This is a genomic window from Mycolicibacterium monacense (assembly GCF_010731575.1).
In the GTDB taxonomy this organism is placed as follows: Bacteria; Actinomycetota; Actinomycetes; order Mycobacteriales; family Mycobacteriaceae; genus Mycobacterium; species Mycobacterium monacense.
In genome coordinates this window covers 4865581-4879212 of sequence record NZ_AP022617.1, presented here as the reverse complement: position 1 = coordinate 4879212, position 13632 = coordinate 4865581, and the positions used below count along the sequence as shown (strand labels likewise).

General features: G+C 62.7%; 8 protein-coding genes and 1 pseudogene. 6 read left to right on the top strand and 3 right to left on the bottom strand.

Going from position 1 to position 13632, the window contains the following annotated elements:
* Nucleotides 1-14 precede the first annotated feature (14 nt).
* From G6N49_RS23270 to G6N49_RS23260, 3 genes are read left to right on the top strand one after another with little or no spacing between them, the layout of a single operon-like run.
* Nucleotides 15-1142 (top strand): restriction endonuclease subunit S, encoded by a 1128-nt coding sequence (locus G6N49_RS23270; protein WP_099962231.1) that lies wholly within the window; start codon nt 15-17, stop codon nt 1140-1142.
* On the top strand, nt 1143-2246 hold the full coding sequence (locus G6N49_RS23265) for a 5'-nucleotidase (RefSeq protein ID WP_083045640.1): 1104 nt from the start codon (nt 1143-1145) through the stop codon (nt 2244-2246).
* A complete protein-coding gene (locus G6N49_RS23260) occupies nt 2243-5491 on the top strand; it encodes a type I restriction endonuclease subunit R (protein WP_083045639.1) in 3249 nt (1082 codons plus the stop codon). Before G6N49_RS23265 ends, G6N49_RS23260 begins: the two co-directional genes overlap by 4 nt.
* 18 nt (nt 5492-5509) lie before the next feature.
* Here G6N49_RS23260 and G6N49_RS23255 read toward each other — a convergent pair.
* From G6N49_RS23255 to G6N49_RS23245, 3 genes and pseudogenes are all read right to left on the bottom strand, one after another.
* A pseudogene (locus G6N49_RS23255) lies at nt 5510-6736 on the bottom strand (IS3 family transposase).
* A gap of 226 nt (nt 6737-6962) precedes the next feature.
* Nucleotides 6963-8396 carry a hypothetical protein gene (locus G6N49_RS23250; RefSeq protein WP_133056637.1) on the bottom strand — a complete coding sequence of 478 codons (1434 nt, stop codon included), beginning with the start codon at nt 8394-8396 and terminating at the stop codon, nt 6963-6965.
* Between the two features lie 499 nt (nt 8397-8895).
* Entirely contained in the window at nt 8896-9162 is a 267-nt protein-coding gene (locus G6N49_RS23245; RefSeq protein WP_024445172.1) for a hypothetical protein, read from the bottom strand.
* Nucleotides 9163-9548: 386 nt separating this feature from the next.
* Here G6N49_RS23245 and G6N49_RS23240 point away from each other — a divergent pair, with 386 nt between their 5' ends.
* From G6N49_RS23240 to G6N49_RS23230, 3 genes are all read left to right on the top strand, one after another.
* The gene (locus tag G6N49_RS23240; RefSeq protein ID WP_163647431.1) at nt 9549-9722 is read left to right on the top strand and encodes a hypothetical protein; all 174 of its coding nucleotides are present in this window, start codon (nt 9549-9551) and stop codon (nt 9720-9722) included.
* Between the two features lie 953 nt (nt 9723-10675).
* Complete coding sequence (locus tag G6N49_RS23235; RefSeq protein ID WP_083044498.1) at nt 10676-11782, top strand: hypothetical protein; 1107 nt, start codon at nt 10676-10678, stop codon at nt 11780-11782.
* Nucleotides 11779-13563 (top strand): hypothetical protein, encoded by a 1785-nt coding sequence (locus G6N49_RS23230; RefSeq protein WP_083044499.1) that lies wholly within the window; start codon nt 11779-11781, stop codon nt 13561-13563. The genes G6N49_RS23235 and G6N49_RS23230 overlap by 4 nt, the downstream gene beginning before the upstream one ends.
* Nucleotides 13564-13632: the final 69 nt, after the last annotated feature.

The window sequence follows — 13632 nt, the reverse complement described above, 5'->3', positions numbered from 1 at the left end:
CTGACGGAGCGCTAGTGATCGGAGACGGCTACAGGGCAAAGGTCGAGGAGTTGCGCGGTGGCGGACCGTTGTTCTTGAGGGCGGGAGCTTTGTCGGACAACGGGTTTAGCTGGGCAGGACTGGACGCATTTGACCAAGATGCCCGCGTCGATGGCAAGCTCGGCGAAGCTGGTGACTTGGTCATTACAACTAAGGGGAACAGCATCGGCCGGGTGGGCCGAGTTCCTGACAATGCTCCCAGCTTTGTCTACTCGCCCCATCTTAGCTATTGGCGCGTTGTAGACCGTGCTCAGATTGACAGCGGATACTTGTACTACTGGGCACGTAGTAGGGAGTTTTCGACGCAGCTTCGGCAGTTAGCGTTTGGTACCGACATGGCGCCTTACTTCAGTCTCCGAGACCAGCTGCGCGTCGTTGTGAGCCTTCCGTCGATACCTGTGCAGCGAGCGATTGCGGAAGTACTGGGTGCACTCGACGAGAAGATTGCGGCGAACGAACGGGTGTTGGAGAGCGCAGATACGCTGGCCAGATCAGTATGGAACGAGGCCACATTTGGTGGACAGCTAGTGCCGCTGTCTCAACTCGCAAACTTCGTGAATGGCCGAGCCTTCACGAAAGGTGCGACCGGCACCGGTCGCGTCGTGGTGCGGATCGCGGAACTTAATTCAGGAATCGGTTCCTCGACGGTGTACAACGATATCGAGGTTCCTGAGGAGCATTTGGTTCGCCCCGGGGACTTGCTCTTTGCCTGGTCTGGATCGCTGACCGTTGCGCGATGGTACCGGCCGGAGGCAATCGTGAATCAGCACATCTTCAAGGTGATTCCGAAGCCCGACTATCCAATGTGGTTGGTGAACCAAGCGATACGTTCAAAGCTCGCTGAGTTCAAAGCTATTGCGAGCGATAAGGCCACCACCATGGGTCACATCCAACGGCGGCATCTCGACGAGCCTGTACCGATTGCGAGACGGGAGTCTGTTGAACGTATCGATGCGACTATGAGTTCCTTGTGGTCAGTTGCCCTCGCGGCTGAGGTCGAGAATCTACGGCTGGCAGCCACTCGCGACGAGCTTCTTCCGCTGCTCATGTCCGGAAGGGTCACAGTGAAGGCTGCTGAGCAGATCGTTGGAGACTCCACGTAGATGCCGTACGAACTGAGTGACAAGTTGGTGGTCGGCGTCGCGTCGAGCGCGCTGTTCGATCTCACGGAATCGGACGCCTACTTTCGCGAGCATGGAGAGGACAAGTACCGGACGTATCAGGACGAGCGGATCGACCAGACACTCGTACCGGGAGTCGCTTTCCCCTTCATTCGGCGACTCTTGAACCTCAACGACCTACGGCCGGGCAATCCGTTGGTCGAGGTGATCATCCTGTCGCACAACGATCCGATGACCGGACTGCGGGTTATGCGCTCGGTCAGGAAGCACGGGCTGCCGATTACTCGATCGGTATTCACACAGGGCCAGGCGCCCTACGGATACATCGAGGCATTCGAAATGTCTCTGTTCCTAACCGCCGATCGCGACGATGTCGATGCGGCAATCAAGCGGGATCTCCCTGCAGGCCATGTGCTGCCATCGACGGCGACGTACGACGATGCTGATCCGTCGCTTCGCGTGGCGTTTGACTTCGATGGGGTTTTGGCAAGCGACGAGTCCGAGCGGGTCTACCGGGAAGCGGATTTAATCGAGGACTACCTCGAGCATGAGGACGTCAAGAGCCACGTCCCGCTCGCACCTGGACTACTGAAGCCGCTTCTCGCTGATCTGAACCGCATCCAAACTCTTGAGGACGAGCGGCGGGCGGCTGACCCGTCGTATGTACCTCGGTTGCGCATCTCGTTGATCACGGCACGAAATGCTCCGGCCCACGAACGTGCAGTTCACTCGATGCGCGATTGGGGAGTGAACGTCAACGACGCGTTCTTTCTCGGAGGTATCGAGAAGTCGAGGGTGCTCGAGGTTCTCGGACCGCATATTTTCTTCGACGATCAGCAGCAACATCTCGATAGCGCGCTTGAACACATCGCTGGGGTCCACATTCCCTATGGCGTTGCCAATGTGCAGGACTCGGCTGACGACGTGGTGCCGACAGCCGACATCGCGTTTCCTCCGCTAGTCGACCCCCAGATGGTGGCCATCACCGAAGAACTGCCCGACGACCTCGAATCCAGCCTGCCGACCATCGCCGAACTCGGGGCCGAACTCGCCGCCGATCCCAACCCAGCAGAGGGACACCAATGAGCGAATTCAGTGAAGCCGAATGGGAATCCGTCGCACTGGAGACGCTTGCGCAGCAAGAGTGGTTGCCGCTCAACGGTTCCGTCATCGCACCGGGCATCGAGAACGGTCGCACCAGCTGGGACGAGCTGGTGCTGCCCGAGCGACTGCTGACCAAGATGCGCGAACTCAACCCCGAGGTGCCCGGCGAATACCTCGAACAAGCCCGTGCGGCGATCCTGCAGCCGTCATCCCAGGATGCCATCGCCGAGAACTACCGGCTGCACCAATACCTGGTCAGCGGCTACCGGGGCATCAGCTATGTGGATTCCGATGGCATCGAACAGAACCCGACGATTCGGCTGATCAGCCACCGGCCTGAGGAGAACGAACTCCTGGCCGTGCAGCAGGTCACCGTCCGCTCCGCCGAGTACGACCGCCGTTTCGACATCGTGCTCTATCTCAACGGGATGCCGATCGCGTTCTTCGAACTCAAGCAAGCCGGCTCCAAATACGCCGACCTGCCCGGCGCGCACGCGCAATTCGCCACCTACCTGCGCGAGTTTCCGATGGCCTTCCGGTTCGCGGTGCTCAACGTCATCAGTGACGGCATCACCGCGCGCTACGGCACCCCGTTCACCCCGCTGGAGCACTACGCCCCATGGAACGTCGACGACGACGGCAAGCCGGTGACCTTCGGCGAACCGGTTGACGACGTGCACCTGGGTACCGAACTCGAGTACTTGATCGACGGCCTGTTCAACCCCGAACGATTCCTTCAGCTGGTCCGAAACTTCACCGCATTCGACGCCGGCGCAGACGGTCTGATCAAACGGATCGCCAAGCCGCACCAGTACTTTGCCGTCACCAAGGCGGTCGGCTCGACGGTGGTGGCCGCCGAAAGCAACGGCAAGGCCGGTGTTGTCTGGCACACGCAGGGTTCCGGCAAATCCATGGAGATGGAGCTCTACACCCACCTGGTGGCCCAACAACCCAAGCTCAAGAACCCCACCGTCATCGTCGTCACCGACCGCAAAGACCTCGATGGCCAACTCTATGCAACCTTCGACCGCTCAAGGCTTCTGGGCGAATCGCCGATCAAGGTCACCAGTCGGGCCCAGCTGCGCGATGAACTGTCGAACCGTTCCACGGGAGGGATCTACTTCACCACGCTGCAGAAGTTCGGCCTATCCAAGGCCGAACGCGAAGCCGGCGCCGACCATCCGCTGCTGACTGACCGCCGCAACCTCATCGTCGTCGTCGACGAAGCGCACCGCAGCCACTACGACGACCTCGACGGCTACGCCCGGCACATCCGCGACGCGTTGCCCAACGCGGTATACATCGCCTTCACCGGCACCCCGATCGCCGACGCCGACCGTGACACCCGCGAGGTGTTCGGCCCCGACATCGACGTCTACGACCTGACTCGCGCCGTCAACGACAAAGCCACGGTGCCGGTGTATTTCGAGCCCCGGCTGATCAAGGTCTCTCTCGCCGCGGGCGTCACCGAGGACGATCTCGATAAGGCGGCCGATGAGGTGACCTCCGGACTCGACGACGTCGAGCGTGATCAGATCGAGAAGTCGGTGGCCGTCATCAACGCCGTGTACGGCGCACCCGATCGGCTCGCGGCACTGGCACGCGACATCGTGGAGCACTGGGAAGCCCGCTCGGCCGAGATGCGGAAATTCATCTCCTGCCCGGGCAAGGCATTCATCGTCGGCGCCACCCGTGAGATCTGTGCCCAACTCTACGAAGAGATCATCAAACTCAAACCCGAATGGCACGACGACGCCGTCGACAAGGGTGTCATCAAGGTCGTCTACTCGGGAAGCGCCAAGGACCAGGGCCTGGTGGGCAAGCACGTTCGCCGCGACGCACAGAACAAGACCATCCAACAGCGACTGCGCGATCCCGATGACGAACTGCAGATCGTGCTCGTCAAGGACATGCTGCTGACCGGGTTCGACGCGCCACCGTTGCACACCCTCTACCTCGACCGCCCCCTGAAGGGCGCGCTGCTCATGCAGACGCTGGCCCGCGTGAACCGCACCTTCCGGGAGAAGCCCAACGGTCTGCTGGTCGCCTACGCGCCACTGGTCGAGAACCTGAACAAGGCGCTGGCCGAGTACACCCAGACCGATCGGAAAGAGAAGCCCGTCGGCAAGAACATCGACGAGGCTGTCGCGCTGACCGAGACGCTGATCGCCCAGCTGGACGCGCTGTGCAGCGAATACGACTGGCGATCCAAAGTGGCTCAGCCGCATGGCTGGATGAAGGCCGCCGTGGGGCTGACAAATTACCTGCGCTCACCGGCAACCGCCGGAAACCAGGTCCCCGAGGGGGAGGCGACGCTCGGAGACCGGTTCCGCACCTTGGCCAATCAGCTCTCGCGGGCCTGGTCGCTGTGCGCCGGCAGCCAGACGCTCGATGCACTGCGCCCGACCGCCAAATTTTACGAAGAGGTCCGGGTGTGGATGGCCAAGTTCGACGCCAATGACCGGCAGGCCTCCGGAAAGCCGGTACCGGAGGCGATCCGGCGGATGCTCGAATCACTGGTGTATGACTCCACGGCCTCCGACGGCATCGTCGACATCTACGACGCGGCGGGGCTGCCGAAGCCCTCGCTGTCCGATCTCACTCCGGAGTTCGAGACCAAGGCCGCCGCCGCGGGCAACCCGCACCTGGCGATCGAGGCGCTGCGCGCCGTGATCACCGAAGAAGCGGTACGTGCCACCAAGAGCAACGTGGTACGGCAGAGGGCGTTCTCCGAACGTCTCACCAACCTGATGCGGCGGTACACCAACCAGCAGCTCACCTCGGCCGAGGTGATCGCCGAGTTGATTGAGATGGCCAAAGAGGTTGCCGCCGAAGGGAATCGGGGGGCGCACTTCAGTCCGCCGTTATCGCATGACGAACTGGCGTTCTACGACGCCGTCGCGCAGAACGACTCCGCCGTCGAACTGCAAGGTGAGGACGTGCTGGCGCAGATCGCCCGCGAGCTCGTTGGCGTCATGCAGCGCGACACCAAGACCGACTGGACCGTGCGCGATGACGTTCGGGCCAAGCTGCGCTCGTCGATCAAGCGACTGCTGGTGAAGTACAAGTACCCGCCAGACAAGCAGCCGGCGGCGATCAAGTTGGTGATCGAGCAGATGGAGGCGCTGGCGCCGGGTTACGCGGAAGCGGCGGCATCGGCTTCAAGGCAGTCGCCCGGCTCGGCATCAACACATTCCCAGGGTCGAGGGGGCCTTGCCCCCATGTAGTGGACACGGGATTTGTGGTTATGCGGCTTCGGGCAGCGTAGCCGGTGTCAGGTTCCTTTCGTAGGTCGCGGGGCTGGAATGACGGCAGTAGGAGTGCCGTCGTGTGGTGTTGTAGCGGGCCAGCCACCGAAAGACCTCACGGCGGCAGATCGCCGCGTCCGGCCAGCAGGCACGGTCTTGCAGAATCTCGCGCTTGAGGGCGGCGTTGAACGATTCGGCCAACGCGTTATCGGCACTTGACCCCACCGCACCCATCGACTGGACGACCCCCAGATCGCGGCAGAGATTCGCGAAATCCCGTGAGGTGTACTGACTTCCATGATCTGCATGGAATATTGCACCAGCCAGTGAACCCGCAGTGCAGCAGCGGCTTTGAGCGCATCGATGACCAGTTCGGTGCGCATGTGATCGGCGATCGCCCACCCGGCGACCCGCCGTGAACAGCAGTCGATCACGGTGGCCAGGTACAGGTTGGCGCCGGTCGCCAATGGCAAGTAGGTGATGTCGCCGACGTAACGGGTGTTGACCTGCGCGGCGGTGAAATCGCGTTTGAGCAGGTCGGGGACCTTCTGGTTCGCCGGGTCCGCCACGGTCGTCTTGACCCGACGTCGGCGTCGATAACCGGCGATCCCGGCGCCGCGCATCACCCGAGCCACCCGCTTGTGGTTGACCCGCTGCCCCTCGGGCGCACCGTCGTTGAGCTCGGCGGTGATCCGCGGCGCCCGTAGGTGTTGTCCTCGTCGTGGACGGCGCGGATACGCTCGGCCAGCGCCTCGTCAGCAGCCCGACGGGCCGCTCGTCCGTCAGCACCGGCCAACCACGCGTAGAACGACGAACGCGCAACCTCGACGACTGCGCAGAGCCACTTCACCTCGAAGGCGTGCAGGTGGTCGGCGACAAACTGAAAGCGGCTCACCAGTTCGTCTCCCCGGCGAAATATTTGGCCGCCGACCGCAAGATGTCACGCTCGGTGGACAACCGCGCCTCGGTGGCGCGTAACGCCTTGACCTCACTGCGGAGGCGGGCCAGCTCCTGCTCAGGGCTCTCGGCCCCTGGCACAGGCTCGGCCACTACGACACCGCGGCGGTGCCGAATCGGCACCCCGGCCGACTTGCACCACGCCGAGAGCGTGGCCTCGCTGACACCGAGCTCGGCAGCGATCTGGGCGATCGTCGCGCCCTCGGTGTCCCGGTAGAGCGCGACCGCGTCACGCTTGAACTCATCGGGGTAATTTTTCCTTGCCATCGGGTTGGATCATCTCGCTTCCCCCAGCACATTCCTGGGATTGAGCGTGTCCAACACACGGGGTCAAGTCCCAGGCGTGTCGGAAGGGTGAGCACCCTTGAGCTGACCGCAAGCCGATCGTGATTCTGCGGCGGATGCTCCATTTTCACGCCGAGGAGCGCCGATTGAGTTGACGCACGAGAGGTCGGTACTGCCCGAGGGCGAGGGGAAAGTCCTACTTCGGCAATCAGAGCTTGTAGATAGGTTGACTACTCTGAGAATTGCTCGTAGCGACGATTCGTTTGTGGTGGTTGTCTATTCGTGCGCATACGGCCCAGAGGTAGAGCAATGCGATGATGCATACCGCCCCACACGCGATCCAAACAATCGCCAGAATGTGCCCGCTGAACTGCGCAATAGTGGCAGCAGCGGCAACGAATGTGAGCCCTGACGTCAACATCACGACGGCCCGAGGTACAGACAGAAGCTTCGATCTGACCTCATGTTCGCCCTCCCTGACGACGTAGGCCGCAATCAGTGAGGGGATGACAATCAGGATGGCAACCGCCGGATCTGTGCTGTGATCGACGATTTTGCCTAGAACGTTCCCGGTCCACTGCCCAACCGCCCCGCCGACCAGAACTAGGGCGCTTAGCAGCGTGCCAATCAACGCTGGCGTCCTAAACCCTGTAATGGTTGGTCGAATCCCGACGATTACCTGGTGCAGATCCGAACTCTGCCGTCCAGACGTATAGACCAAGGCGCGTTCCGGCGTGACGCGGCCTGTGAACTCGCTTCCTGATGGCTGTGGCGTGAGTGGGCCGGAGTCGAGCGTTTCCGCCACCGCGACATCGACGCTCACCGCGAAGACGCCGCCGGGGGAGGAAATGCGAACATGCTCGCGCTGCGCACGGCCGATACTGGGCGTCTCGATCCCGATGTAGATCTCGTTCCAACCCAAACGCTCAGCCATGGTCCACTTATCGAAGTCCGCGGCTGGCTCGCTCTCGATGGTCCGGTACTTCACGATGGTCGGCGTTCGGTCACGTCTGACGCTGATTATCGGCATGTACTGCGTGGTGAACTCAGCGATCCGGCTTACGAAGCCGGCATCGGCGAATAAGGTCTCCCGCCAGAATTTGATGTCGGCGTCGGTGACGTTGTAGCCCGGCTTGAGTTGCCAACCCGGTACTTCCAGCCGACCTGACGAGCGGCTCGCGCGCGCAATCACTGCCGCGTCTTCGGTCGAGGCCGGATGACGAACAATGTCGTGAAGTTTCTGCAGCGCGCCGGAACTCAGCCTCGACGGATCTATGCCACTGCCTTCCGCGGTTGCCAAGAGCATCGCGAGCGCAGCATGGCTGTCTTCGTCACTAGTCACCAGAGACATCGTTTGGCCATCTTGGTCCACGACGTCAAAATCGATCAGCAGCCGTTTCTTGAAGGAGGCGATGGGAACGTAGAGATTCGTGACATCGGAAACACCGGAATCGGTCGCCCGCTTCGCAAGGTCATCGACATCGATATCCAGTGAGACCGCACGTTCGAAGCGCACCGTATTGATTACTTCGACGGTCTCGACCCGTCGTCGCACCCAGCCCGGATCTGAGAGCAGGCTGTGGAAGTACTTTCCCAGCGGCTTACACGCAGGCCACTGCGGGAGGTCACCTGGTAGATCCACCGCCCCGGTCCCCCGACTAGCCGTCCTAACTAGCGGGAACCAGCTTCGACGCAGTCTCCCGCGAGACGGCAGCACCCTCGGCGGATGTAACCTTCACGATTCCGCGGCTCCCGTGCTTCTCAAGCCGTTCACGCAGCCTGCTCTCTGCGGGATTGCTAGCTGGTTGGGTCATTTCTGGCTGTTGTCCTTCATCCGAAGCCCCCTGGATACGACGAGTGTAAATCCTCTACCCATATGCCCTGGTAGGTACCCCGCTACGCGCTAGCAGTCACATCTGCGATTCACCAAAATCGCATCAGTCACTCTAGTCCCATCAGTCACACGCACCTATAACAGAACGATCTCACATCCGGCGCGGTTTGGATACTCAAACCGTTAGACACGCCCACACGCGCAGACACGACGCCGCCCGGCGCCATTGGCGGGGATCCGGATCCGTGGCTTCGTTCTTTGCCGACAGCCCTTCGGGGACTTCCGCCCAAATCCCACCGCATAGGCATCACGGCGTCGAAGACCTCCTCAGCGGCCCGGTGGACGGACCGGTCTCCAAAGCATCGTGTCCCATCTGGCCGTACGCCCGGAACGCATCAACACCATCCCAACGGACCTTCAGCCGCGCCGGCGGCACCCACTCCTGACGACCCTCGAAGGTCTCATCGACCCATCGGACCAGCACCCGTGATGGCCGCTGTGTCCCCAGCTTCAGGACGTCGACCTGCACGACCTCCTCGATACGTCGGACGCGATAGGCCCAGAATTCGCCCACTTGAGCGGCATGCTCCGCGGTACCTAAGCAGACCCGCTCCGCCCTACCCCGCGCCTGCGGCGAGGTGCCACTAGTCCTGCATTGCTTCCTGATCAGCTCGATAAGCGCAATCGTCAGCGTGCATCTGTTGGCGGATCCGGGCGACGCGTTCAGCGCGCTTGGGATCGGCCAGCATTCGATCGAGGTAGGCGCTACCGCGGTCTTGGAATTTCATTGCTGGTTGCCCTCCTACGGCCAGCCCACCCGTTCGCGGTGCCGACAGGGACTATCACAGGGCATCGTTGCTCGAAGGCGAGCATTGTGCAAGCTCGTTGCCGTGGTAGTGGCAACTCCTTGATTAGCCGGCCTGCGCGCCGCAGCACCGTCGGTTTCGTGAGGGCGTTCAGATGACAGATCCATCGGCCGAGCGGGTCTCCGAGCTATCAGACGACGACCTGCGTCAGCGTTTAGACGTGGATGCTGGATACATTTATGGGCTGACTGTTGAGGATCTCGATAGGGCGGCGACGGCTGCAGCCGATGTCGTTGATCCGGCGATTATGGAAGGCGCCTGGCGGTAGCACTAGCTGACGTGTCGGTCGCCAGAGTGCTTCGTCCTGCGAGTCGGTGACGCGACGACAGCCACTCATTCGGTCGCGATGCCATCCGAGCACATCGCGATCGTCGCGTGCGCCGACGACACGCCGAGCGGCGCTTTCTTTCTGTTGGGGTAGAGATTCCGTGCAGCGCGCACGATCGGATCGTCCGCAGAATCTACACGAAATATGCTTTCGCACAACGTGTTTACCTATATCGGCCCCCGAAATCCGCATGCCGATATAGAACCCAAAGCTCTTGAGAAGCAACGGATTACAGTGCAGATCGATATTGCCAGAAACGGGTGTAGCCAATGTTCGGCTATATTCGCGCCACGAGATCTTTCGGCCTTCTCCGGAGTGATCCGGACCCCACGGCAGAGGTGGTTTGCGATGGCTCGACCGGTGATGAAACGCCGCGAGCGTGTGCGCGTGGAGTTCAGCTTAACCCCGGAGCTGGCAGCCCGAATCTATGACTATGCCGATGCCCAAAGTCTGACGTTATCCCAAACGGGGGAGCGTCTTCTTGCCGGGGCACTGCCTCACCAAACAGATACCAGTTCCACGCAGTGCTCTGGCGCGGACTCGCCGGCATCGGCAGACAGGACGTAGGCGGGGCCGCTTCACGACGACCGCAATCAAGGGAAGGACGCCCGAATAGGTAGCTCTTAAACGGTTCTCGCGCCGAAACGCGAACATTCACCTTGCTCGGCTTTGCCGAGCCCAGAAATGCCAAAAGCTGGGGGGCAACCCAGCTTCGGCGTTCATCAAGAGTCTGACGGCTCTAGACCCCTCAAGGAGGGATAGGTGTATTCCACCGCGTACGAAGAATCCTGTCAACTTTCCACGCCGGATTGCCTCGACCGAATCCTGGGGGCCAGGTGGCTGGGCGCGAAGGCGGCTCACCGAAACCGTGCAGGCGGACCAGCTTGCGACTGTTGGTCATTCAGGCCGAGGACGGCCCGCTGATGGCGCGGTTTAAGAAGATGACCATCGCTGCCAGCCAGCCGGTCAGCCCTCAGGCGGCTGCTCACGGTCCCGCCGCGGAGTCAGCGGCGAAGACAACGATGCTCGTCGCTCGATCCGCGGTGAGGCAGCTCCCCGCGCTGCCACCGTCAGAGCATGACCGGCTGGATACACTGCTGCGCCAGACCGTCGGTGCCGATGATCCGGAGGTGGCGCGGGCGGCCATCGTGGCGGCGGCCACGCTGCGCTGTCAGGTGCCGTTCACCAGCGCAGAACAAGACCGCAAAGACGTGGGCCACGTCGCGCGGTTTCTGGTGTGGGCGGCGTTCGGCGATGTGGTCGACCCGGTACGGGCGTTTACCCGGGCCAACGTCGACGAGCACTTGGCCGCCACTGCCACCGCCAGCAAGCGATCGGCTGACCAACGCCGCTACATCCTCTACCGCACGGGCCGGCGTTTGCACCCCCAACAGTTCCCCCCCCGAAAGACCGGCACGAATCAGCCAGGGCGCCCGCGCCATCCGGTGGCTAGCCATGCCGAGATCGAACGCCTGCGGACGCTGATCCCGCGGCTGCCGGCACGCCTGTCGCAACGGACGCAGGCACTGCTGGACCTCAGCTACGGTGCGGGTGCTCGGCCAGCTGACTTCCGGAGCCTGCGGGGCACCGCGATCACGACCACCACCGTCGACGGGCGTGCGGTCGCGATTGTGGCGTTGCCGAATCTTGGAGGGGGTGTGCGGCAGGTGCCAGTGTGGGACCGCGAGATCGGTGCGCGGCTTGTGGGTCTTGCGGCAGGCCTCGGCGACCGCCTCGTCTTGGCCCCACACGCCGTGGCCGCTGAGCGCAATATCGTCAACCGGGTCGGTGAGCAATTGCGCAGCCACGGCCACCCCACCATCGATCCGGTTGCGTTGCGCAATCGGTGGGTGTTGGACCTGGCTGAACGCGTCCCGGCGGTGCTGCTGCAACAACTCGCCGACCTCTGCGAACTGCGGATCCTTGTCGATGAACGCAGCCTGGTGACCCAGTACAAGCTGCGCCACGCCATCACCATCCTCGACGAGGCGCGGCGATGATCCGTAACCGACAGCAGCTGTGCACGATCGCCGATGACGTGTTCGCCACTGCGCTGGAGGTTATCGTGAAATCTGGTGCAGCACAGAGCATCGAAGACTACTGGCGCGACACCGTGCAGCCCGGTGGCCGCAAATGCGCGGGAATCTCCTACACCGTGACCGGGGTGTTCGTCGCGCTGCTGGTGCGGTTCATCATCGGGCGCCCGTACAGTCTGCGGGGCACGATGGACACCCTCGGCGAATTCAGCGCCGATCAGCTCGCCGCGGTCGGTATGGCAGGACAAGACTGCACCGCCATCAGCACCATGGCAGTCACCGAGTACAAGCGCTTCCACCGGTTCTGGAGCTTGCGCATGCAACCCCTGGACCCTGACTCAGATCTGCCCGCCCGGCGGATGACCAACGCCGAATACGCCGCCCGCCTACACGCCCGCAGCCCCGACGACCACGTCCGCAGCGCCCTGGCCGATCAACGACTAACCGCCGTGATCAACGATCTGCTCTACGGGTCGATCAGGGCCGCCGCCCCGACCGACTGCCACGGCGACGTCGTTGTCGACGAAACAATCATCAACACCGCGGCACCCGACGGCATGTTGGGCACCCGTCCAGAGCGCTACCGTGGAGCATCCTCGGTAGCGCGGTACTGGGCCCGCGACAAGCGCGGCCAAATCAAACAACCCGGCATCCCAGGAGAGATCAAACCCAGCGGGTTCGGCATCGGAGCCACCTTCGTGTCCCGGGTCGCGCGCCGCGACGCCTTGCACGCCCAGCCCGCCCTGTTCGTCGGCATGGACGTCCACGCCCCGACCAGCGGCAGCGTCGAGGGCCTAGCGACCGCGTTGACCCACGCTCGCCGCAACGGTGTCGATGGTCGTAGCGCAAGTAGGAGTGGCCGATCCCGGCGACCGCTGCTCACCGCCGACATGGGTTACAACCCCAAGAACGGATTCGCCGAACTCATGCTCAAACACGGCTTCTCACCGGTGGTGCGCTACCCGAAACACTGGACCGTCGAATACCCGAGCGCCTCACCGCCGGGTGCTCCCGACGGGCCCGAACCCGGACCCCTGCAGTACGCAGGCGCGTTCTACTGTCCCGCGGTGATCAAACGGATCACCGGCCACCGCACCCCCAGCACCGAAGAACTCCTTGCACAAGACAATTTCGGAACCCACGATCGCCGCCTGCAAGCCATCTATCCCTTCCTGATGGGGCTGCACTCACGGGCTGTAATGGCTGACTGCCGATTCGGTCGGCCAGCCATCGCCGCCACACCACCGAGGCGGGTCAAGATCCGGCAAGTCTGCCCGGCAGCACTGGGGACAGTCATGTGCCCGCACAAACCTGAATCGATGCACACCGAGGTCACCGGACTGCCGATGGCCGAACCGGACTGGCCTGCTGACGCCATGGCATGCTGTAGCAACTCCAGCATCACCGTCTACCTCACCGACGGCCAGCTCAAGATGGCCCAATGGGACCTCGTCCCCGGCTCTTGGGAGCACACCCTCTACTTCGAAGCCGCCCGAGCACTCACCGAACAACGATTCAGCCAGCTCAAGTCTCGCCACGTCGCCGGCCTGGACTCACTGACCACCGGGCCGCGCAGGACGCCGATGATCAAGATCGCTACCGCGCTGGCCGCCGCAACGGTCAACATCCGCGCCCAACAGAACCACGACCCCAAGATGCGGCGCACCGAAGCCATCGACATCCGGCTGCGCCAACTTGCCGCCGACCTCGGACACCCACCCACACCGATGCCCCGACGCAGCTGACAAATCCTTCTCGCAGGTAGGCGGGCTGGCACCTTCGGTCAGCCCGCCTATTGGTGTGTTCGACGCGAA

Bases quoted from the DNA above. Each gene is read 5' to 3' on its own strand.
- G6N49_RS23265 (WP_083045640.1), top strand. From the start codon at position 1,143: ATGCCGTACGAACTGAGTGACAAGTTGGTGGTCGGCGTCGCGTCGAGC.
- G6N49_RS23260 (WP_083045639.1), top strand. From the start codon at position 2,243: ATGAGCGAATTCAGTGAAGCCGAATGGGAATCCGTCGCACTGGAGACG.
- G6N49_RS23240 (WP_163647431.1), top strand. From the start codon at position 9,549: ATGACAGATCCATCGGCCGAGCGGGTCTCCGAGCTATCAGACGACGAC.
- G6N49_RS23230 (WP_083044499.1), top strand. From the start codon at position 11,779: ATGATCCGTAACCGACAGCAGCTGTGCACGATCGCCGATGACGTGTTC.